22 protein-coding genes, 1 other RNA gene and 1 riboswitch are annotated in these 23,493 nt (G+C 35.8%); of the genes, 6 read left to right on the top strand and 17 right to left on the bottom strand.

Features of this window, described 5'->3' with window-relative positions; genetic code table 11:
* The first annotated feature begins 40 nt into the window (after nt 1-40).
* The gene (locus I6L50_RS14190; protein WP_000369740.1) at nt 41-295 is read left to right on the top strand and encodes a DUF3931 domain-containing protein; all 255 of its coding nucleotides are present in this window, start codon (nt 41-43) and stop codon (nt 293-295) included.
* A 3-nt stretch (nt 296-298) separates the two neighbouring features.
* On the opposite strand, the gene I6L50_RS14185 is transcribed toward I6L50_RS14190, so the two are convergent.
* Entirely contained in the window at nt 299-3,958 is a 3,660-nt protein-coding gene (locus I6L50_RS14185; protein WP_219301837.1) for a dynamin family protein, read from the bottom strand.
* 578 nt (nt 3,959-4,536) lie between these two features.
* On the opposite strand from I6L50_RS14185, the gene I6L50_RS14180 reads away from it, so the two are divergent.
* Nucleotides 4,537-5,700, top strand: coding sequence for a DUF418 domain-containing protein (locus I6L50_RS14180; RefSeq protein ID WP_219301836.1), 1,164 nt, complete (start codon nt 4,537-4,539; stop codon nt 5,698-5,700).
* Nucleotides 5,701-5,714: 14 nt separating this feature from the next.
* Here I6L50_RS14180 and pbuX read toward each other — a convergent pair whose 3' ends face one another.
* From pbuX to I6L50_RS14115, 13 genes are all read right to left on the bottom strand, one after another.
* Complete coding sequence (gene pbuX / locus I6L50_RS14175; RefSeq protein ID WP_113937074.1) at nt 5,715-7,037, bottom strand: xanthine permease PbuX; 1,323 nt, start codon at nt 7,035-7,037, stop codon at nt 5,715-5,717.
* A gap of 2 nt (nt 7,038-7,039) precedes the next feature.
* Complete coding sequence (locus I6L50_RS14170; protein ID WP_219301835.1) at nt 7,040-7,633, bottom strand: xanthine phosphoribosyltransferase; 594 nt, start codon at nt 7,631-7,633, stop codon at nt 7,040-7,042.
* 107 nt (nt 7,634-7,740) lie between these two features.
* A riboswitch (purine riboswitch) is annotated at nt 7,741-7,842 on the bottom strand.
* 116 nt (nt 7,843-7,958) lie between these two features.
* Nucleotides 7,959-8,705, bottom strand: a complete 747-nt coding sequence (locus I6L50_RS14165; protein ID WP_016101466.1) for a type I methionyl aminopeptidase — start codon at nt 8,703-8,705, stop codon at nt 7,959-7,961.
* 154 nt (nt 8,706-8,859) lie between these two features.
* A complete protein-coding gene (locus tag I6L50_RS14160; protein ID WP_113937072.1) occupies nt 8,860-9,333 on the bottom strand; it encodes a GNAT family N-acetyltransferase in 474 nt (157 codons plus the stop codon).
* 48 nt (nt 9,334-9,381) lie between these two features.
* Nucleotides 9,382-10,899: a carboxypeptidase gene (gene ypwA, locus I6L50_RS14155; protein WP_113937071.1), complete on the bottom strand. Its 1,518-nt coding sequence runs from the start codon at nt 10,897-10,899 to the stop codon at nt 9,382-9,384.
* A gap of 118 nt (nt 10,900-11,017) precedes the next feature.
* On the bottom strand, nt 11,018-12,955 hold the full coding sequence (locus tag I6L50_RS14150) for an ATP-dependent DNA helicase (RefSeq protein WP_002011942.1): 1,938 nt from the start codon (nt 12,953-12,955) through the stop codon (nt 11,018-11,020).
* A 138-nt stretch (nt 12,956-13,093) separates the two neighbouring features.
* Nucleotides 13,094-13,276, bottom strand: a complete 183-nt coding sequence (locus I6L50_RS14145) for a DUF3921 family protein (RefSeq protein ID WP_113937070.1) — start codon at nt 13,274-13,276, stop codon at nt 13,094-13,096.
* Nucleotides 13,277-13,337: 61 nt separating this feature from the next.
* Nucleotides 13,338-14,477, bottom strand: coding sequence for a THUMP domain-containing class I SAM-dependent RNA methyltransferase (locus I6L50_RS14140; RefSeq protein ID WP_002011868.1), 1,140 nt, complete (start codon nt 14,475-14,477; stop codon nt 13,338-13,340).
* 180 nt (nt 14,478-14,657) lie between these two features.
* Nucleotides 14,658-15,049: RNase P RNA component class B (rnpB, locus tag I6L50_RS14135), an RNA gene on the bottom strand.
* Between the two features lie 87 nt (nt 15,050-15,136).
* Nucleotides 15,137-15,472: a cell division regulator GpsB gene (gene gpsB, locus I6L50_RS14130; protein WP_000622428.1), complete on the bottom strand. Its 336-nt coding sequence runs from the start codon at nt 15,470-15,472 to the stop codon at nt 15,137-15,139.
* Nucleotides 15,473-15,569: 97 nt separating this feature from the next.
* Nucleotides 15,570-16,124, bottom strand: a complete 555-nt coding sequence (locus tag I6L50_RS14125) for an SLOG family protein (RefSeq protein WP_002011870.1) — start codon at nt 16,122-16,124, stop codon at nt 15,570-15,572.
* 56 nt (nt 16,125-16,180) lie between these two features.
* Nucleotides 16,181-16,552: a CotD family spore coat protein gene (locus tag I6L50_RS14120; protein WP_219301834.1), complete on the bottom strand. Its 372-nt coding sequence runs from the start codon at nt 16,550-16,552 to the stop codon at nt 16,181-16,183.
* A 156-nt stretch (nt 16,553-16,708) separates the two neighbouring features.
* Nucleotides 16,709-17,371 (bottom strand): YppG family protein, encoded by a 663-nt coding sequence (locus tag I6L50_RS14115; protein ID WP_219301833.1) that lies wholly within the window; start codon nt 17,369-17,371, stop codon nt 16,709-16,711.
* 177 nt (nt 17,372-17,548) lie between these two features.
* Between I6L50_RS14115 and I6L50_RS14110 the strand changes: the two genes are divergently transcribed.
* Nucleotides 17,549-17,740, top strand: coding sequence for a YppF family protein (locus I6L50_RS14110; RefSeq protein WP_012260642.1), 192 nt, complete (start codon nt 17,549-17,551; stop codon nt 17,738-17,740).
* A 25-nt stretch (nt 17,741-17,765) separates the two neighbouring features.
* Here the strand turns inward: I6L50_RS14110 and I6L50_RS14105 are convergent, their stop codons facing one another.
* Together I6L50_RS14105 and I6L50_RS14100 are read right to left on the bottom strand one after the other, a co-directional pair.
* Complete coding sequence (locus I6L50_RS14105; RefSeq protein ID WP_002011864.1) at nt 17,766-18,110, bottom strand: YppE family protein; 345 nt, start codon at nt 18,108-18,110, stop codon at nt 17,766-17,768.
* A 15-nt stretch (nt 18,111-18,125) separates the two neighbouring features.
* Nucleotides 18,126-18,368 (bottom strand): hypothetical protein, encoded by a 243-nt coding sequence (locus I6L50_RS14100; RefSeq protein ID WP_002011865.1) that lies wholly within the window; start codon nt 18,366-18,368, stop codon nt 18,126-18,128.
* A 118-nt stretch (nt 18,369-18,486) separates the two neighbouring features.
* Between I6L50_RS14100 and I6L50_RS35670 the strand changes: the two genes are divergently transcribed.
* A complete protein-coding gene (locus tag I6L50_RS35670) occupies nt 18,487-18,633 on the top strand; it encodes a phage portal protein (protein ID WP_306475192.1) in 147 nt (48 codons plus the stop codon).
* A 343-nt stretch (nt 18,634-18,976) separates the two neighbouring features.
* On the opposite strand, the gene I6L50_RS14095 is transcribed toward I6L50_RS35670, so the two are convergent.
* Nucleotides 18,977-20,002 (bottom strand): DUF2515 domain-containing protein, encoded by a 1,026-nt coding sequence (locus tag I6L50_RS14095; RefSeq protein WP_219301832.1) that lies wholly within the window; start codon nt 20,000-20,002, stop codon nt 18,977-18,979.
* A gap of 103 nt (nt 20,003-20,105) precedes the next feature.
* Between I6L50_RS14095 and recU the strand changes: the two genes are divergently transcribed.
* Nucleotides 20,106-20,708: a Holliday junction resolvase RecU gene (gene recU, locus I6L50_RS14090; RefSeq protein ID WP_002030800.1), complete on the top strand. Its 603-nt coding sequence runs from the start codon at nt 20,106-20,108 to the stop codon at nt 20,706-20,708.
* A gap of 66 nt (nt 20,709-20,774) precedes the next feature.
* Nucleotides 20,775-23,477, top strand: a complete 2,703-nt coding sequence (locus tag I6L50_RS14085; protein WP_219301831.1) for a penicillin-binding protein 1A — start codon at nt 20,775-20,777, stop codon at nt 23,475-23,477.
* Nucleotides 23,478-23,493 lie beyond the last annotated feature (16 nt).

The raw sequence follows: 23,493 nt of genomic DNA, 5'->3' as shown, positions 1-23,493 counted from the left end.
CTCCTTGTCTACCATAAATAATAGAAAGGAGGGATTCATCATGGACAACAATGAGAAAAAATGCAACGTCATCTCTATTGATGGAAAGAAAAAGAAGAGCGACACATATTCCTATCCAAAATTAGTAGTAGAAAACAAAACGTATGAGTTTTCTTCATTCGTCTTATGCGGTGAAACACCAGACGGCAGACGCTTAGTTCTTACCCATATGATTTCTACTGATGAGTTTGCAGGGTTTGTAAAATCTTTAGATACTGTACTACAAAAGAAAATTGAACGAATCTTTTTTTCATAACAGCTATTTAATATAAATTTCTTTTTCAATTTCTACTAACTGCTTTTGTAGCTCTTCTTTACTTTGTTCGTATAGTGATACATCAATTGTTTCAGCTAAAGCGAATAATATACTTTCATAATAATTCTCAACATCTTGCTGCATCACTTTTTGGAATAGGTTCCATTTTGCATCCCACTCTTGCTTATAATGATGAACGAATAAATCTTCTTCATCAACTACATAGTTTGATACGAAAGGTTCTAACACTCCTTTAGCGTCTTCTTGCATAAAAGCTTTATCATTTTTTTCAAAAAAGCTTTTCTCATTTTTAAAATGTGCTAGTGCCTTTTTAAAATCTTTTATTTCTATTGAAGGAAACGGCTCTTTATGTGTAATAATTTTATATTCATAATCCACTGTTCCACCCATAGAAATCGATTCATTTTCCACTTTGCAATTCACAACAATTTCATCCTTTGCACGCTTCATCGCTTCATCTATCCATTTTTCAAGACGTAATGATGTCGCACGCATTTCTTGTAATAAATCATGTTGAATAAATGAAACTAATTCCATTACACATTGCTGCAACTGCATTTTTACATTCCCATCTGTTCGTAACGACGCCGGATTAATAAATTCAGTAAACACATCGTTATAGCGTAAAAATAGACGTTGGTGTACATAATAAAGCAATTCTTTCACTTCATTTTGCATTGCTTGCTCTTCAGCAAGTACACTATATGATGAAATAATATGAAGTAGCTGATTACGCTCTGCTTCATATTTTTTTGTTTGCTTCTCTTTCTCATCATTTCCCTGCTTTGCGCCATTTATCATATTTACAAGAAGCTGATTCGCTCCTTGCAATGCACCATATAAAGCATGCACAGATACAAGCATTAAATCCCTCATCATAAAGGACGTAAATGATTCTTCAAACTTAGTAATCCCGGAGTTTTGTAAAATACCATACTTTTCTTTATCAATACTTTTCCCTTGCTTTTCTTCAAGCGCACATAAACTTGAAATTGCAAATAAACGTGGATTTCTAATACCGTATTGCAGGAGCTGATCCGCAATATAACCTTTTACCATTTCAAGTTCTTCTTCAGATTGTGCTAAATCGGCAGCATTTATTAAGAAGAACATTTTATCAAGTGCAAATGTATCCTTTACACGACCGAGCTGAATTAAAAATTCACGATCTGCACGAGAGAAAACATGATTATAGTATGTTACGAATAAAATAGCATCCGCGTTTTTAATATACTGGAATGCAACATCCGTATGGCGCGCGTTAATAGAATCCGCCCCTGGTGTATCTACAAGAGCTACTCCTTGCCTTGTTAAAGCACAATCATAATAAAGCTCCATATACTCAACAAAGCATGATTTTTCTTCATTAGCTACATAATCAGAGAACTCCTCTAACGTAACTTGTAATTGTTCCCCTAAATGATTAGCAACTACCTCATATCCTTTTTGTACCGCTCGCAAAAAGCTAAATGTTGTTTTTTGCTTCCCACTTGGTGAAGGGTATTTCATAATTTGATCAATTTTCGTTAACGCTTCTTCCAATGTAGCAATTTCATAGTGAAACATTTTATAAACAGCTTTCATATCTTCTAACAGCGCTTGCTCTGATTTAAACTGGACAATTACCGTTCCATGTTGTTTATCTTCTGTAACTGGCAAAATTTGATTTATTGTTGCTGTCGTTGGGTTTGGCGATACAGGAAGTACCTTTTCACCGAGCAATGCGTTAGCAAATGATGATTTCCCAGCACTAAAAGCTCCAAATAACGCTACTGTAAATTGCTTCGTTTCTACACGCTGTCTTTTGCCAACTACTTCTTGCTGTAGATGTTTCAGTGTAGGCAATGGATCTAATATCGTTTCAGCTTTCTTCACTTTTTCTAATATACGCTGAATATTTAAAGCTTTCGTTCCTTTAATCTCTTCTTCACTAGCCGCTACGTTATCATTTACAATTTCTTGCTCTTGTAGTGTAAACTTCTCACTAACAACTTGTTTTTTACTTTGTAATATTTCGTCTATTTGCAATCCATCTGGTATAGAAATATTTTCATTCCAAATATCTCCTAAATAGCTCTCATATTCCTCATACGTCTTAATGTACTGTAATTTTGTTTCTTTTGCTGTTTGTAACATCGTGTATTTTTCAATTTCTTCTTCAATACGTGCAACTTCTATCTTCACTTTCTTCTGCAATATACCCGTACTTTTTCCAAAGATTTGCTGAGATTTCATAAAGTATCTTTTCTTTAACTCATTTGCAACGTCAGCAGTATAAAGAAGTAAGTAATCACCGGTAAATCCAGCCCCCTGTTTAATTGTTTCAGCCAACACTTCCGGTCCGAAAGCAATTTCTAACGCATATATGTCTTTCCCTATTTCCTCTGTAAATAACCCTTCTTCTTTTAAGAAGGCTACAATAAATTCTTTCACATGAAAATCAAGTTGCGTTTCAACAGTCTTTTGAAGAGCAGAATAAAAAGCATCTACACGTCTCTGTTTTTCTTGCTCCGTCTTTCCTTTCGCAAATAACAAGCCAACTTTAAACTTCGTTAATTTCGTTTCTAAATATTTATTTGCCAATTCTCTCATTTCAAATGGCATTAAATACGCGTTATCTAATATGGCTTGTAAACCTTTTATAAATTCATTTCTCACATCAGATTCTTTACTAGCCACCCGATTTTTATTTTCAGTTAACTCTTCCTTTTTTTCAACTATCTCTGAAAGTGACAGTGGTGATGTTAATTCTTCTACATATTTCATGAGATGTTTTTCATTTTCAGAAAGAATAAACGAACAATGTTCTTGCAGTAAATATTCTGTTTCTCGCTCCATTCCCTTTCTTACATACTGCTCTTTTTCTTTCATGATAGAAAAGATTAATGCTTCTAAACTTTGAATTTCATTGTATGGATGATTCATCATTCGCAATGATGTATAGAAAATACCATCTACTTCAATATCCCAGTTAGAAAAAGACTGTTTTACACTATCTCTATACTCTTCAAACGATAACTCATTTGCTTTATGTTTATCTATTTGGTTTACAACGAGATAAACCGTTTTATTACGTTGTTTCAATTCTTTAACAAATTGTAAGTTAACCTCTGATTGGACATGGTTATAATCCATCATATAGAAAATAACATCTGCTAGATGCAGTGTTGATTCCGTCGCTAATTGGTGGGCATCATCCGTAGAATCAATTCCGGGCGTATCAACTAACATAACCCCATCAGGAATTGGCGCATCATTTCGATAAATATGAACACCAATTACTTCATCACCGTCTTTACATATTTGTTTTAATTCTTCTGCTGAATATGTGCCGTCATATTCATACTGTTCTCCAGACTTAATCGTTACAACAACACGATCAGATCCTCTTTCAATTTTAACAACGTTAGCACTCGTTGGAATCGGACTTGTCGGTAATAATTGCGCTTTATATAGGTGATTCATCATTGTCGATTTCCCCGCAGAAAAATGACCACAAAAAGCTAGCATAAGCTGCTCTTGTTTATATTTTTGAATCACTTCAAACAACTTCAAACTATTCTCTACATCGCCGTTTTTTTGCCACTCTTCATAAAAACAAACAAGTTTTTTCATACCGTTTGTCTGTACTATGTTTGTCATCCCCTTGTTCCCCTTTATCCAAGATGTATATACTTTATCCCGCTATTTGTGGGCAGTAAAAACCCGTTTCGTGCGGGCTAGTAATCAGTGAGGGATAGACCTCCCCGCTGATTAAAGTTTCACTTTATTATCATACTAAATTTTCAGCATATTCACATCAAAAATAAAAAATCCCTTTCATTCTTTTTACAAATGAAAGGGATTTTATGTAATATTATTCATTTTGTTGTTCCTACTCCATTTAAAACATACTTTGTAACACCAACATATATAGCAATCGTTCCTGCAACAAGTGCATACACCATATTAACACACCAACCTTTTTTTGATAATGATTATCACTTTTGAATACATTTTATCATTAAAGAGAATCATTATCAACAAATTTCTAAAAAAAGAAAGCTCCTTCGGGAAAAGGAGCTTTACTGCCTGTTTTAAAGAAGTTTAAAACTTGCTGTGCACTCTTATTATATCTCATAATGCACATCTTAGCAGTTTTAAAAATTGGAAATTACCTATATACCCTCCTCTTTACATTTTGTATAATAAAAGGGAATTACTTAACAAGGAGGAAAATAATGACACAAAATATTTCACAAGGCGAGAGGATACATTCCATCGATATTATTAGAGGAATAGCTGTACTAGGTATTTTTCTTGTTAACTGGCCTGTTATCGCTGGGATCGACTCACGTGATCTTTCAGGAGTCTATGAGGGGCTAAATAGCTATATCCGTCTATTTTACGATATGTTTATTCAAACAAAGTTTTATACTATCTTTTCGTTTTTATTCGGCCTAGGCTTTTACATTTTTATGACTCGTGCTGAAGCGAAAACGGATCGCCCAAAAACTTTATTTGTTCGTCGCTTGCTCATTTTATTATTATTTGGTTTCTTGCATTACGTTCTTTTATGGGACGGAGACATCTTACATAGTTATGCCATCGCTGGATTTTTCTTATTGTTATTTTATAAGAGAGAGCCTCGTACTATTTTAATATGGGCATTAGTTTTACTAAGTATTTTTCAATTTTTCATGCTAATCGCTAGTATAGTGGTTGCCTTAGTACCAAAGGCAGAGTTAGGGTTTTCCTTACCGATCATGCCACTTGAAGACTGGGTGTCACAAATACAAAATCGTTTCCATGCATTTTATTCTGAAGGAATTGGACTAAATGTATTCATGCTCCCAGAAACAGTTGGACTATTTTTACTTGGTTTATACGCCGGCAAAAAAGATATTTTCCGCCGCACGAAAGAGTTAGATCCAAAGCTTAAAAAATGGCAAATCATTATGTTCATTTTGACATTACCAATGTGGTTCTTCATGGTCCGTTACTTCTTATCAAAACCATCTTATGAACCATTTTATATGCAGGCCTTTACAATGTTTAGTGGAAAAACATTATTCATATTCTACATTTTCACACTCATGCGTTTATTACAAAAAGAAAGATGGCAAACATTATTACGCCCATTCCAATATGTCGGACGAATGGCGTTAACAAATTACATCATGCATACGATTGTTACGTTACTTGTATTCGGCCTATTTTTCAAAAAGTATTATCCCGCTCCATTATGGGTGGGACCACTATTTTGCATCGGCTTTTATACGTTACAAATCTTTATTAGCCGCTGGTGGCTTTCACGTTACCAATATGGGCCACTTGAATACATTTGGCGCCTTGGTACGTACGGTAAGATGATGCCACTTAAAAAGAAAAGCAAGGTCTCATAATGAGACCTTGCTTTTTACGCTTCTCTTACTGCACTTTGCATAGAGACTGGTTCTTCTTTTACTTTTACTTTGCGATGCGGCACCATATTAAATACGATATTTAAAAGTACTGCTGACGCACTTCCAAGTACAATTCCGTTATCTGTTAAAATACGGATGTTTTCCGGAAGCTGTGAAAATAACGTTGGAACAACTGTAACTCCAAGTCCGATTCCGACAGAACATGCGACAATTAATAAATTTTCTTGTTTTCCAAAATCAACACTGCTTAACATTTTAATACCATATGCCATAACCATGCCGAACATTGCTAGCATTGCACCGCCAAGTACTGATTTCGGAATAATTGTTGTAATGGCTGCGATTTTAGGAATAAACCCAAGAGCAATTAACATACCACCACAAGTATAGATAATGACGCGATTTCTTACTCCAGTTAATTGAACAAGTCCTACGTTTTGAGAATATGTTGTGTATGGAAATGCGTTAAAAACACCACCTAGAACCATTGCTAATCCTTCTGCGCGATAACCTTTTGTTAATTCTTTTTCACCGATCTTCTTATTACAAATATCAGATAATGCAAAATATACCCCTGTTGCTTCCACAATTCCTACGCAAGCAACGAGAATCATCGTAATAATTGGCGTTAATTCAAATGTTGGTGTACCGAAGTAAAACGGCTGAATACCGTGGAACCAATCTGCCTCTCCAACCGCTTGCAAGCTTACTTTCCCCATAAATGCTGCGACGATTGTACCGAACAAAAGACCAAGTAATATAGAGATTGAACGGATAAATCCATCAAAGAAACGATACATAATAATGATAAATAATAAAACACCAAATGCTAACGCTAAATTTTCTAGACTTCCGAAATCTTTACTTCCAACTCCTCCAGCCATATCATTAATAGCTGCTGGAACAAGTGTAACCCCAATAACTGTAACGACAGATCCTGTTACAACAGGAGGAAACAGTTTTACAAGCTTCCCAAATAATTTTGCGAAAATAACAACAAATAATCCCGCAGCAATAATTGCTCCATATATAGAGGACACGCCGTATTGTTTACCAATTGCAATCATCGGTCCAACCGCTGTAAATGTACAACCAAGTACAACCGGAAGCCCAATACCGAAAAAGCGATTTGATAATGCTTGTAAAATCGTTGCTACGCCGCACATTAATAAGTCAATCGATACTAAATACGTTAATTCTTGTTGATTTAAACCAAGTCCCCCGCCGACAATAAGAGGAACAATAATTGCGCCAGCGTACATGGCAAGCATGTGCTGCATACCAAGCGATGCGATTTTAAATGGGTGCTGCTTCATCGTTAGTTCACCCCCGCAGTTTCTTGCTGTACAAATGTAACTGTGCCGTTATCAAGTGATGCAATTTCTGCTAGTGATTCAACACGAACACCCTGTTCACGCAGCTTCTTTCCTCCATCTTGAAATGCTTTTTCAATAACAATGCCAATTCCCGCAATACTTGCCCCGGCTTGCTCTACTAAACTCATTAAACCTAAAGCAGCCTGACCATTTGCTAAAAAGTCATCAATAATTAATACATGATCATTTTCATCAATATGATTTCGAGATAATGAAATCTCGTTCGTTTCTTGTTTTGTAAATGAATATACGTTTGCAACATACATATTATCTTGTAACGTTAACGATTTACGCTTTCTTGCAAAAACTACTTTTACACCAAGCTCTAAAGCAGCCATAACCGCTGGCGCAATGCCTGAAGATTCAATCGTCACGATTTTTGTAATGTTCTCTTCTTTAAAACGCTTAGCAAATTCTTTTCCGATTTCTTGCATAAGTACTGGATCAATTTGATGATTTAAAAATGCATCTACCTTTAATACATCACCAGATAAAACCTTTCCTTCGTTCAAAATCTTTTCTTGTAATACTTTCATGTTAGTTCCTCCTCTTATGCAAATAAAAAACTCCAAAAGCCGCCACCACTCGTTACAAGTGAGAGACGTGCTTTTGGAGTTTCGCAAAAAAGAATGCTAAACAAGCAAATATATTCGTCCTCACTCATAGTCAAAGTATTTACGGTACTTCGGTAGAAACTTGCAGGCCATATCCCCGCGATTATATGAGTGTAGCTAACTTATTTATTTATAGAAGGATTATAACGCACTTTTTTCACTTTGAAAAGCATTTATCGAAAAAACACGTACGAATTTTATGAAAATACCATTTTTGTTCGAGTTTTTCAAACTTTCACATTTCATATTACAACGTCGTTAATATGATAGGACCATCCTTCGTAATCGCAATTGTATGCTCATACTGTGCAGATAATTTCCCATCCATCGTCCGTGCAGTCCATCCGTTTAAATCTACTTTAGAATATCGCATACCGGCATTTACAATAGGTTCAATTGTAATTACCATTCCTTCTTGTAATTCTGGTCCTTGCCTTGGCTTACCAAAATGAAAAATTGCTGGTTCCTCATGAATTTCTTTACCAATTCCGTGTCCCGTAAAGTCTCTTGCAACAGAAAACCCTTCAGAGGCTACATAACTTTCAATTGCGTATCCAATATCTCCAACATGGTTACCACTTATTGCTTGCTCAATCCCTTTATATAAAGCACTCTCTGCTACTAACAATAACCTTTTTGCTTCATCAGAAATATCTCCAACTATATACGTCCATGCAGAATCCGAAAGCGCACCATTTAAGTTTACTACCATGTCAATTGTCACAATATCTCCTTCACTTAAGGGAACATCTGTTGGAAACCCATGACACATTTCATTGTTCACAGATGCACATATTGCGTATGGATAATCGTTATACCCTTTCTGTTCGGATCTGGCACCATGCTCTTCTAAATATGCTTCAACAAACGTATCAATTTCTTGTGTAGTGATACCTGGTTTCATCATTTTTGCAATTTCTCTATGACAAGAAGCTAGTAACTTCCCCGATTCATGCATCAAATCTATTTCATTTTTCGTTTTAATTATAATCATACTACCTCTCCTTACTAAACTTGCTATTTGCTACTAAACTTCAATCATACACATCCTCTTCCAAAATTTCAAAACTTCTAATTACAACAAGTACAAAAACAAACATCATTTATTTCTACATCAAAATAAAAAAACAGAAGCTCTCCTCTGTTTTTTAATCATTTTCACATATATAATTCATTTTCAAAAACTCAAAACAACTACCATTTGTTTTCTGTATAAACGTTCCAACAGCTTCGAATCCTGCTCTTTTATACACTTTAATCGCTCTTTCATTAAATGTCGCTACTGATAGTGTTATATAATTGCATCCGTATTTTTCTTTACTAAAATCTAATCCAGCTTTTACGAACTGTAAACCTAATCCATTGCCTGTTATATCAGGTCTCATTCCAAGTCCTATATCAACTGTTTGATTATTTATGTTACTAAAACTAAAGAAACCAATGAGAGTACCATTTTCCTTCACAGAAAATGTATGATTCCCTCTACTCTCATCCTCTAAAAACTCAGCTAAATCTTCTTCATCTGCCTCTATATCATAAAAGGAATACTCCCCTTCATAATGCCAGTTGTATGCAATTTCTTCTGCTTCCGCTTGCGACATTACTGTAAACATATAGCCCATTTCTCTCACCCCCTCATAAAAAAAAGCTGCAATTAAGCAGCTCCTGTTTTATAACTCATAAATCTCTTTATATTTAGCTTCTAAATAATCAGCTAAGTAGTTTGCATTTAAACCCTCACCTGTCACATCTTTTAAAATTTCAAGTGGTTTTTTCGTTTTGCCATATTGGTGAATATTCTCTGTTAACCATTCACGAATTGGTGTCACGTTTCCTTCTTCTAATAATGCATCAAAGTTTGGAATATCCTTTAGCATCCTATGTTTAAATTGCGCTGCATACATATAACCAAGCGCATAGGATGGGAAGTATCCAAATGAACCACCAGCCCAGTGAACATCTTGCAATACACCTTGTGCATCGTTTTCCGGACGAATTCCTAAATATGCTTCCATCTTATCATTCCAAGCCGATGGCAAATCCTTCACTTGTAATGTACCATCAAATAATTCTTTCTCAAGTTCATAACGAACCATGACGTGAAGCGGATATGTAAGCTCATCTGCTTCTATACGAATAAACGATGGCTTCGATTCGTTAATCGCATCATAAAACTCATCTACTGATATATCATTGAATTGACCATCGCTATACTCTTTTAATAAATCATAATTTTTCTTCCAGAATGATTTATTACGACCGATAAAGTTCTCAAAGAATAATGATTGTGACTCATGAATACCCATAGAAGTTCCACTACATAGCGGTGTACCTTCAAATTTCTCTGCAATATTTTGTTCATATACAGCATGACCACATTCATGAATCGTGCCGAAAACAGCCATACGGAAGTCTTTCTCGTCGTAACGAGTCGTAATACGAACATCCCCTCTATTTAATGTAATTTCAAAAGGATGTACCGTTTCATCAAGACGACCCGCTTCAAAGTTATAGTTCAATTGTTTTAATAACTCTAAAGTAAAATTCTTTTGTTTTTCTTTTGAAAAATGTTCAGCTAAAGCATTTGTTTTCAACTCTTTTTTAGACTCAGAAATTTCTTTCACAAGCGGAACGATACGTTCACGTAGTTGACCAAATACATGATCTAACACTTCTACTGTGATTCCCGGCTCATACATGTCTAATAGCGTGTTATATTTGTACGTTTCGTAACCCCAATATGTAATAAACTTCTTTTTGAATTCAACAATTTTTTCTAAATACGGACGGAACATTTCGAAGTCAGATTTTTCGCGAGCTTCTTCCCATACACTTTCCGCTTTCGCTTCTAATTTCACATACGCTTCATATTCCGCTTGTGGAATTTTCTTATTTCTATCATATTCTTTACGACACTCTTCAACCATTTTCTTTGTCGTTTCAGAAAGTTTATTTTCAATAATTAAAGATTCTAGTTCAGTTAAATAGTTCCCCATCTCATCTGAAGTCGACATCGCAAACACTTCGGATGAAAGCATTCCAATTACTTCTGAACGCTGGTCTACTCCTTGCTTTGGTGCACCTGTTCTTAAATCCCAAAACATTAAGCTTAATGCCTCTCCGTAATTCTCTATCTTCTTCACATATGTTAAAAATTGTTTTTCCACTTCATATGTAGCAACTGTCATAGTATAAAAAACCTCCTTTTTCTACCTCAAACTTATTTCGACACTGAAACATAAATTCCTTTTCTAATAGAAAAAAAGCTTGGCAAATGCCAAACTTTTCCCTACAACATTTTTTCGCTTAAAGTACTTTTCCTTCTACCGGAAGTACTTTCTTCACTGCTTCTATCACTTTTTCATCTTCATTATCTGATAAGAATAATGATATAGCACCTTTATCTTCACTTGTACGAATTAAACGTCCAATTCCTTGGCGAAGACGTAAAATCATATAAGGCACATCTACGTCCCAGAATGGATCATTCACATGTTTACGCTTCGCCTCAAACACAGGATCGTTTGGAGGGAATGGTAATGACCAAATAATAACATGTGATAATGATGAACCTGGAATGTCTAAACCTTCCCATAAATGAACGGCACAAAGTACAGTCTCTTCTTCATTTTGGAAACGAGAAACGAGCTGACTAATTTCTTGATCTCCTTCATATAGGAACGGCACTGACATTTGCTCTTTACTTACATATTCTTTAAACGCTGCAAGTTCTTGCGTTGTACGGAATAATACGAGTGTACGTCCATTTGTTTTTTGTATATTTTCAAGTGTATATTGACACTTTCTTTCCCATTCATTTTCTTTCGTATACGGAAGTAAGTTTACTGTCATTTGCTCTTCATAATCAAACGGCGAAGCAACTGAGAATGATAAGTAATCTTTTACCCCTAGACTATTTGCAGTAAATGCGAACGAATCATTGTCAGATAATGTCGCAGAAGAGAAAATATATGGAATCTTCTTCGAGAATACTTTTTCTTGTAACACTTCTTCAACTGCACGCGGCATAATAACTAACGTGAAAGCACCATCGCCTTCTTCACCCCACGTAATTACATTTTTCTCGTGCATGAAAAGACGAAGTGAATGCTCTAACACATCTAAATGCTCATCAACAATATTTAAATCGTATGTGTTTACTGTATGCATTTCACTTTCAAATACTAATGCATCACCGACTTCACCGATTTTCGCATAAAGTCTTTTCGCTTCTGCAGTTACCTTTTCTGTCACAGTAATTTCTAAACGATCAGAACCTTCAATTTCCTTTTTATTCTCTTGTAGTACCCCAAAGAATTGTTCAGTTTGCCAAATTGTTTCTTCTACTAAATGTGCGAACTCTTCACGAATATCATTTTGTAATAATCTCGTTAAAAGTTGCTCCATCATCGTTTGTTTTAAACGGTACGTTAAAGCTTTTTGAGCTGCATATTCTACAAGATGCCCTTCATCGAATACAACGCAGCTACTTTCTGGTAATAACGGAATTTGTCCTTCACGTTTGCGAGCTTCGTACGTCCAAATATGATCCATATAGAAATCTTGAGAACAAATGATTAAATCTGCCGCTTTACGATAATGCTCGCGCGAAAGAGTTTGACCACAACGATGACGAGAATCACAAGTGAAGCAATCTTGGAAGTAATCCCAGTTTACCTTTGACCATTCCTCGTCATTTAACAGTGGAAATTCTTTTCGATCACCATAGTGAGTAAAGTTCTGCATCGTACCATGATCGAATACGAACTGAGGTAATTCGTAATATACATCTTCAATTACTTCTGGAGCTCGTCCACTCATAACATCTTCAAGTTTACGTAAACATAAATAATTATCCATTGACTTCGCAAGTCTAACATCAACAGATAGCCCTAATGCTTCAGATAACTTAGCAATGTCTCCTTCTTCTTTCACAAGCTGCTCAATTAACGTTTCATCTGCACAAGCGATAATAGCCGGCTTCCCTGTATAACGTGCATAACAAATTGCATATAGAAGATATACAATTGTTTTCCCTGTTCCTACACCTGCTTCTGCAAACATAACTTTCTTCTCTTGGAAAGCGCGCTCTAACTGAAACGCCATAAAAATCTGTTCATCACGCTCTTCAAAACCTTTTTCCGGAAGAATGTCGTAAAACACATCTCCAATCCACTCATTCAACTTATCATAAAAATTATCTTGTTTTCCTACTTCAAATGGTAACCTATTCTCAGTAAACATCCTTAGCCTCCAACCAAACAGTTTTTCTATAAAAAGATATAGCAACTGCTACTCACATGTGTGCAGCCACTTTCCCCTGTTACAATACATAGAAATACACGAAAAAAAATTTTCCTTTCGAAAAAGGAAAATTTTTTTCTATATTAATGACCTTAAATAACGTTTATCAATCGCTGTTTCATGTGAAAGAGCTGACAAATATTCTTCCTGCGCTTTTTGTATTCCCTCTACAATTGCACCTTGACTATCCACTTCTTTTCCGAGCTCATCATACGTACGGTGAATAGCTTTTTGAATCATCGAGAATTGGAAACTATCCATATCACTTCCTCCTTTACGCATTACATAATAGCCAGTATATGCGTGCTGGAGGAGTTTTATACTATGAATTACGCGGTGGACGCTTTCCGAAGTATTGATAGTAATCTGTACGGATAAATCCGTTAAACAGTTTACGCTTTTTCGATGCATCTTTCCCATAACATTTCTCAAATGCTTCATAACTTGTTAATAAATACATTGACCACGTATCTAATGGGCGGAATACCTCTCCCATTTCTTTATATAATTTTTCAACAAGCGCTCTTTCACTTAAACGTTCTCCGTATGGAGGATTCGTTACAACATAGCCATATTCCTCTTTTGTCGTGAAATCTTTTACTTGCATTTGTTTAAATGATATAAGATCCCCTAATCCAACTTCTTCTGCGTTATCTTGGGCAACTCTTATCATACGGTGATCGATATCTGATCCAATGATTTGCAATGGTTGATTATAATTAGCTAAATCTTCAGCTTCTTGACGAGCTTCGCGCCAATTTTGTTTACCAACCCAGCCCCATTCATCCGATGCAAAGCCTCGGTTAAATCCTGGTGCGATATTTTGTCCAATTAATGCAGCTTCAATTGGAATTGTACCAGATCCACAGAAAGGATCAACGAAAGGACGATCCGCCTTCCAGTTTGTTAACTTAATTAAAGACGCAGCTAATGTTTCTTTTAAAGGCGCTTCACCTTGCTCAAGACGGTATCCACGTTTATGAAGACCTACACCACTCGCATCGATTGTTAACGTCGCAATATCCTTGAGCATTGCAATTTCAATACGGAATAACGGTCCATCTTCTTCAAACCAAGTTGTGCGTCTATACGTTGTTTTTAATTTCTCAACAACAGCCTTTTTAACGATACGTTGGCAGTCTGAAACGCTAAATAATGTTGATTTCAAAGATTTCCCAATAACGGGAAATTCTCCGTTCTCTGGAATATAATCTCCCCAGTTTAACGCTTTTGTTTTTTCAAATAACTCATCGAATGTTGTTGCTTTAAATTCGCCGACTTTAATTTTCACACGGTCTGCAGTACGTAACCATAAATTCGTACGACAAATCGCTTTTTCATCCGCTTCAAACGTTACCTTTCCGTTTTCCACTTCACATTCATAACCAAGATCGCGAACTTCTCGGGCAACTAACGCTTCAATACCCATTGCCGCTGTTGCAATTAAAGTAACTTTTCCCATTTGCATTCACCTCTTATGTATAATCAAACAATAATTAATAACATGTTTTCCTATTAATTATCACATATTACGAAGAATATTCTCATTTACCATTTTAACTCACAACTTATAACTTCATACAAATAAAAAGCCCTCCTCTAACAAAGGAGAGCTGAGTTATTTCATAGTTGGTTCATAACGTTCTGTAAGCCATGTTCTGTTCCTTTGTACTGCAAACGGCCCACGCCTCGTACTCCGGTGGTAATCATCTATCTACAGGTTACGAAAACCTGTCCTTTTCCGTCGTTCATTTCCTTGGAAAAGATTCCCCTACCATTATTTGGGTTTCTCGCTCGTGGGGTTTACCTCGTTCCACTCCTATCATTTCTTCAAGGACTTCGTCACTGTGGCACTTTAAAGGTAGTCAAACCATATCCGAAAGGACTTAGGTTTTTTCCCTGCCGTTAAACCAGCCTTGCAGCCAGAATACCCTAGCTTATGACTTGGCTAGGCACGAACACTACAGCCATCTCAGGCCGTGCGAGCATGGACTTTCCTCTACAACGTTGGCGTTGCAGCGATTACCCAAACGTTATGACAAACATTAGTATAGTGGAAACAAAAAGATTTTGCAATGTTTTTTTCTATGTAAAATACTTTAACCTTTTTGTTACCTTAATTTATTCGTATAACTTACTTCCAAATACAGCTTTTTCTAAATTAGATAGACGTTTTAAAATATCCGTATTCGTATTGTTATACACTGGTTGTGCAACTGGCGTTTGTACCGGTTGTTGCGGAACTTGTGTTGCCGCTACTTTCTGCTCTTCTAATTCACGTTTCAAACGAACGTTTTGTTGTTTTAATTGATCAAATTCCTTATGAAAAGCTTCATAATCTTTAATAATCATATCAAGAAACTTATCTACTTCTTCTTGTTGATAACCTCTCATACCTGTTTTAAATTCTTTTTCTAAAATATCTTTCGCTGTTAATTTAATTTTATCCGAAATCATTTTCTTCACCTCTAATTTTTGCCAAAGCTTTCATTAACTAAATTTTTTCAGAAACAATGCCTTTTGTCAATCAAATATACGAGTACTATATTACATATTACTCTGCATTATTCCACTGTTCCTCTTCCATTATATCTTGTAAATCAGAAAAAAGAATAAAATAACTGTGATAATTTTCTATTTCTCCTTTTTTCTTAGCTGCTTCTACAATATATTTAGGGCTCCCAGACTTTTCTTCATCATATACAGCTAAAAGTGCATCGCTTTTTTCAATAAAAAACTGATTCTTTAATTTAAATTGCTCTGGGCTTTCGTACTTCCGTTTCGTAATACTATCAATGTGATCTGCTTGCGAAAGAATAAATTCGTAATATTCACGGTTATCTTCCTTCCAATTTTCTTCTTGTTCTAAAAAAGGAGTAAATACCGCTAATTTTAAATCTGGATATTCTACTTGAATTTCAAAAACAACTTCAGCAGCCCATAGCTCTACTCCTAACTGGCCGCTAATAATAACCCATTCCAAGCCTTCTTCTACAAAAACAGTTAATTTACGACGCAGCGCCTTTTTTATACACTCTACTCCTGGATGATCATTTTTAAATATTCCAAGTTCAAACGGCTTATATCCTGTTACAGCAACAACCTTCATATCAACACTCCAATTACAAAAAAAGAACTAGCATTTCGCTAGTTCTAACATATCATTTACTTTTTAAACATTCCACCAACGTTTGGTCCGATATTTGGTCCAAATGGTGATACATTCGGTCCTGGTCCAAATGGTGATATTTGATGCCCATGGTGATGATGGCCATGACCGCATGGTCCACATCCTCCGCCGAATCCTGGATCCCCAGGATCTACAACGTTTACGTTCGAGTTTGTTTGTGGGAAGAAGCTTTGATTTTTAATTTGTTGATGATGAACATGCGTTGTATGGGTTGGAAAAATGTGTGGCACCACCGTTGTTGAAAAAGAATGTGTTACGCATTGTTTTGTTGGATGAATGACAGGAGCTGTCGTACAAATAGGTCCTACAGGCTTATGCCCTCCAAAGCAAGGATGACAATGATGCATAGTTTTTTCTCTCCTCTCTCATTAAAAAAATCTGACTACACTTTACAATATGAGCGAGGGGGTAAAGCCGCTTGTTATATATACCCATTTATTTCATGGAAATTTGTCTAGTATCCAAATTCATACGTAATACCTATTATAGACAACCCCCTACTATTATTTACCAAAAAATCCCCCGACTTGCTTAACAATCCCTGTTACTTGATTCATCGCGTTCATCATTTGTCCAGCTGTGTTCATCATTTTATTTACATCGTAGTTACCATCTGATGATTTAAATTGTGAAACAAAACTAGAAAACTGACTTGGTTGCTGTTGCTGTTGCTTTTGTTTATTCATCGTTGGATATGGTTGTTTTGGTGGATAAAACATAGCTTGTTGATTTACATATTGAGCTGGCGACATGTAGTTTTGTGAATTCATATACGCTTGCTGTGGTTGATTCGTATACATTTGCTGCGGCTGATTCATATGCGGTTGTTGCGACTGATCCATGTGCGGTTGCTGCGGTTGATTCGTATACGCTTGTTGCGACTGATTCATATGCGCTTGCTGTGGTTGATTCGTATATGCTTGTTGCGGTTGATTCATATGCGCTTGCTGTTGTTGATTCGTATATGCTTGTTGCGGTTGATTCATATGCGCTTGCTGCGGTTGATTCCCAAAAGACACTTCAAATGGTTGATAATAATTTTGGTTTCCATAATGAGGCTCGAAAGGATACATATTATATCGTAAATATGTATCCTCATTATATTGGTACATATTTTGCTGTGCATATGGATTTGCTTGCTGATATACATTAGGTTGTTGAAACATGCATTCTCTCCTCCTTGGCATAAGTTTCTACATATAGAATATGTACCTATAAAATAAAATGTGTGACGGATTACCTGTCTGTTTTTGTCGGAAGTTTAAATTTTTAAAAAAATTAGAAAGTAAACCCTTCCATGCTATGATAATAAGGAAGAAGATTCTCATGGGGGAGGAATCAACATGGTATTAGGGGATTTAAAACAAGCGTTTTCTCAAAAAAAGGGGTATTACACAGAAAATTCGAATGAACTGTTAGACTTTGCAAGACATTGTTATCTTGAAGGAAAAATATGCATATCAGATTACCGAACATTAATACGTGAATTAGAAATAAACGGTGCAACAAAACCTACAACAGTGACCGAGGCATAAAAAAACAAGAGGGTTTTCCCTCTTGTTATTTACATTGATCTACGATATTTTGCAAAGTATACGAAATAGCTTGATGAGTTTCAAAGAAACGTTTACCTTTTCCCTTATTAACAAAACATTGTAGCACATTAGTTTGTAAATTATCATACACTTGATCAATTTGTTGTACATGTATATACTTAGGTCTTTCTTCCTTTATCCACCTATAAGCTAATTCTTTCCACATCTCTAACTCAGCATCTACAATATCAACAAATGGCTTCATATCCTTATAAAAATCATATTCAGCCATCTCTCTTTTTTTCACATTCGCTTCATCATTATACTGCATTAACTTCTCCGAAGACTGGATTAATGCTTCATGTCCCATTTTGTTCCCACCTTATTATGCACTCACTACGACGTTTTGAAATGTCTTTACCCAGCTCCCTTTTTCTTCGTGATGCACTAATTTATTTTCCATATGTTCTATATGCATTTCTGTTATTTCTATCTTATTGCATATTTTTTCACCTTTATCCTTCAATGCATGATTCATTCTAATCCCAATCTTCATTTCCAGCAAATCGAGAGAACTTAACATTTGATCCATTTTTTTCATAACATCTTCCTTCTGAACCATCGCCATATTTAAAACGCCCCCTTCTTTGCCTTTCCTTTGTCATGTAATTTCGCCGATTGATTAATTACTCCTTCTCACATGACAAAACTAGTTGATATTCGTCAAAGAAATCATTTAGTATGCCATTTTTAGAAATGGTAACAATACAAAAAGGAGGTGTATTACGATGGCAAAAAATAAAAACGAAAAAAAGAAAAAGCAAAACAAACAACAAAACAAACCTGAGACTGGGAATCCAAAGCTTGATGGTCCAAATTTCCCCGCTACATAAAGTGAAACTTTAATCAGTGGGGTTTTGTTCATCCCCCACTGATTATTAGCCCGCACCAATCGGGTGTTTACGGGCAGCAGGGCTTCCACCTACCTTCTTTGCTCCAGCCAAATTTTGAGGTGGGAGTTTTACTGTCCGCAAATAGCTTGATAAAATGACACTTTAATCAAAGTGGCTTTTACAAACAACTATTTTCTAGTCTACCTTACCTCTTCGCTTTCGATAAGTGTTGAAGTTAAAGTCGTACTGCCGGCAAATAGTCGATTAGAAAGTAACTTGTTGTAGAGCATATTACTTTTAATAAAGAAGTCCCGCCTTCATTTAAGAAGGCGGGACTTCTTTATTATATCATGAACTCATCTATTCTTTTAACAAAACTACTTAATATAGAAAGAGTATGTATTTGCTCCCTCTTCTTTCTATACCATTCTGTTATATTAATTTCCCCCTTAGGTTTTTCAAGTAAAAATAATGAATCTATTTCCAACCCGTCACTAAACCAATCTTTTTCAATTAATTTTTCATGAGTGACAATAGAATACACATCCCGAAGAGCCGGCGTACATGATTTTCTAATTCCCCTTATATTACATTCATAATCCATCCTAGATCCTGTATGCCTAGTTTGCACTGCAAATTTATAAAAAGAAGCCTTATACTTTGAATGAAATAATAACCAAGCTAATTGCTTCCCCAGTTCTATACGTTTTTGCAACGTTTCAAATTGATAAACTGAAAATCCATACATTCCCCCTTCCACCATTGGAAAAATAACTGCACTAACGTGAAATATTTCTTGAAATTTGAATAGTGCAGTATCAAATACATGTTTTTGAAAGTATGCATTCTCAATTACTGGTTTTTGAATTTTATTTTGTTCATTAATAATAAGTGCCGTCATAAGCCTATTTATATCTTTTTTCTCCCAAAACGCGACCCATTCTTTTTCCATAAAAATTGATATGTTGAAAAATTGTAACAAATGAAAGAGCGGTGCACATCTCTTTTTACTTTCCTCATACAGTAATAGTTGAGGAAATGCATCTAAAAAAATGAGCCAATTGGCTTTCTCATACAAAAGAAATAATCGTCTCTTAACTGTTTGAGATAAAAGATTAGAATAATATTCTCCTTCTAAATCTGTCATGTTCCATCCCCCATTCCTTGAAACCATGCTTGCTAAAAAAGACCATCTAATTTCTCTATTTCTCAAATAATATTCTTGGTAAGATTGTGTACGTGAAATATTATCTACGTTAGCTACATCCGTGCTCTCCTTAATATTAAGAACTATAGCTTTTTCCTCTTCTGTACAAAAAATATCATTACGGGTCTGTTTAATTTTTTCGTAATCATTCCATCGAAACATGAGTAAGTCACCATACCTTTCTTGAAAAAGGTCACATCTTTTTTCATTTTTTGATATAATCACCTTTGTAAGTAAATCTTATCAAGTTGGGAGTGGACAAAATATGACCATTCGTTACCCAAATGGAAAAAGGTACGATCAAGCTTCACAACCTCATAAAACACCAATAAAAAAACATACTTACAGTAATAGAGGTATGTCCCTTGAAGAGGAATTGAATGACACCAATCAATATTACTTAACCCATAATATTGCATGCGTACATAAAAAACCTACACCTCTTCAAATTGTAAAAGTAGATTACCCCGCTCGAAGTGCTGCAGTGGTAAAAGAAGCGTATTTCAAACAACCTTCTACAACAGATTACAACGGTGTATACAAAGGGAAATACATCGATTTTGAAGCGAAAGAAACTAAAAATAAAACCAGTTTTCCACTTCAAAACTTCCACCTTCATCAAATTGAACATATGAAGCAAGTAGTCGCTCATAATGGAATTGCATTTGTTATTATTAAATTTACACTTTTTGATGAATTTTATTTATTAGATGCAAAACATATTATTGCATTTTGGAATCGTCAAAATACTGGTGGACGTAAATCGATTACAAAACAAGAAATAGAAGAGCATGGGTCTTTATTATCATGCGGTTATCACCCTCGAATTGATTATATCCGCGTACTAGACACGGTTTATTTTTCGTGATAGAGTCATCACTAAGGCTCTTTTTTCGACTTTTGGGGGAGAGAATGAAAGGTAGGAGAAAGTATAATGTCAGATAATTATCGTTCTCGTACAGAACGAAATCATGTAAAAAATCAAACGAAAGAAACTCATAAAGAAGAAAAGCCTAAGAAAAAAGGTTCCTTTTTCAAGAAATTCCTTATAGGTTGTCTACTTCTTGGTATCGTCGGCCTCGTAGCTGGCGTTTCGGCTTTCTTTGTTATGGTAAAGGACGCTCCAAAACTAGACAAATCAAAGCTAGTCAATCCTTTATCAACAAAATTCCTTGATAAAAACGGGAATTTCTTCTATGAATACGGTGCTGAAAAACGAACCCATGTTACATACGATCAAATTCCAAAAGTAATTGAAAGTGCATTCCTTGCGACTGAGGATGCTCGTTTCTACGATCATAATGGAATTGATTTTAGACGTACTGGAATGGCAGTCATGGAAAATGTCACCGGTGGTTTTGGATCACAAGGTGGTAGTACGATTACACAGCAAGTAGTTAAAAACTATTTTCTAACGATGGACAAAACTGCAAAAAGAAAAGTGCAGGAATGGTACTTATCTTATAAGTTAGAGCAACAGTACTCAAAACATGAAATTTTAGAAATGTACTTAAATAAGATTAACTTAGGTAATCGCTCTTATGGTATTTCCACAGCTGCCAAAAAATATTACGGCAAGGATTTAAAAGACATACAACTACACGAAGCTGCAATGCTCGCTGGTTTACCCCAAGGTCCTAACATTTATGATCCAACAAAACCAGATAACGTTGATAGAGCAACAAAACGTCGTAATATCGTATTAACATTAATGAACCGACACGGGTATATAACGAAACAAGAAATGAATGATGCGATGCAAATCCCTGTAACACAAGGACTTCTTCCATCTTCAGAAGTGACTGAAATGAAGTATCAAGCATTTATAGATGCTGCTGTAAAGGAAGTTGAAAAAGAATACCCTGATGTAAATATCGGTTCAGATGGTTTAACGATTCATACAACACTTGATCAAGATGCTCAAGATTACGCTGAAAAAATTATGGATGGGAATCTCATCAAGTATCCAAACGATCAATTCCAAGGATCATTCGTATTTATGGATACTCAGTCTGGAGAAGTTCGAGCAATCGGCGCTGGTCGTAAAGAAAGTAAGTCTACTTTCAAAGGTCATAATATGGCAGTTGATTTAAAACGCCAAGTTGGTTCAACAATGAAACCAATTTTCGACTATGGTCCTGCAATTGAAAACCTTCAGTGGTCTACTTATCATCAATTAAATGACTCTGATTACACTTACTCTAATGGCACAAAGATTAAAAATGCTACGGGTAATTTTAAAGGTGACGTTTCACTTCGTGAAGCATTGAAGAAGTCATTAAACATCCCGGCTTTAAAGACAGCTCAAACAGTTGGTCTTACTAAGTCACAAGAGTTTGCTGAAGGTTTAGGCATGACGTTTGAAAATGGAGTACATGAATCTACTGCAATTGGTAGTAACGATAGTTCTCCATTAGCAGTAGCAGGTGCATATGCAGCGTTTGGTAATGATGGTGTATACAATAAACCTCATTTCGTTAAAGAAGTCATCTTCCCAGATGGGAAAAAGAAAAGCTTTAAACCGAAAGAACAACGCGCAATGCACGACTATACAGCTTACATGGTCACTGACGTTCTTCGTGACGTAGTAAAACCTGGTTCTGGCGGTACAGGTCCAACAGCATATGTTTCTGGATTCGACGTTGCTGGTAAAACAGGAACACAAAACTTTGATGCAAAAGATATAAAAAAATATGGCATCCCAGCTGATGCAAACAGAGATAGCTGGTTCGCTGGATATACACCACAATATACGATGGCTGTGTGGACTGGTTACGAAAAGAATGGTCCAGAAAATTACATTAGCGATCGTTATACTAAAATTGCACAACAAATGTTCCAAGTAATGATGAGCAAATTCGCTACAGATAAATCTCGTTTCGAACGTCCTTCTTCTGTACAAGAAATAAATGAAGAATTGTACATAAAAGGTGCGAAAAAAGATGCAGTTAAAGAAATTAAAGTAGATCCACCTAGTGGCCTTAATGTCGCTTTCGATGGCGCTAGCACAGTGACACTGAACTGGTCTGGACCATCATCAAATGTTGATGCATACGCAGCAAGCTATAAAGCTACTGACGGTTCTAGTGGTAGCTTATCAGTAAGCGGTACGACAGCTACTCTTGGTGGTATTAAGCCAGGTGTTACTTATAGCTTCTCTGTAGTAGCGAAGAAGGGGACTGGAACAAGTCCTGCAGTTGGTGCATCCTTCACTGCGCCTGGCGGAACTCCAGATGCGAAAAAAGCTGACGAAGAAGCTAAGAAAAAAGCTGACGAAGAAGCCCTGAAAAAGACCAATGAAGATAAACTAAAACAAGAAGAAGCTAAGAAAAAAGCTGATGAAGATCAGCGTAAACAGCAAGAACAGCAGCAACAGCAAGAACAACAACGTAAACAACAAGAACAACAGCAGCAACAAGAACAACAACGTAAACAGCAAGAAGAAGCTCAAAAGAAAGCCGCTGACGAAGAGGCTAAGAAGAAAGCTGACGAAGAAGCTAAGAGAAAAGCCGACGAAGAAGCTAAGAGAAAAGCTGACGAAGAAGCTAGAAAAAAAGCTGAAGAGCAACAACACCAACAAAATACCGGAGGAGATACACCTCACGCGGACGGAAATGTTGTTACAACAGAGTCTTAATAAACAAAAAAAGAAG

This window comes from Bacillus sp. FDAARGOS_1420 (assembly GCF_019344915.1).
In the GTDB taxonomy this organism is placed as follows: Bacteria; Bacillota; Bacilli; order Bacillales; family Bacillaceae_G; genus Bacillus_A; species Bacillus_A mycoides.
This window is presented reverse-complemented; position numbering and strand designations above follow the sequence as displayed.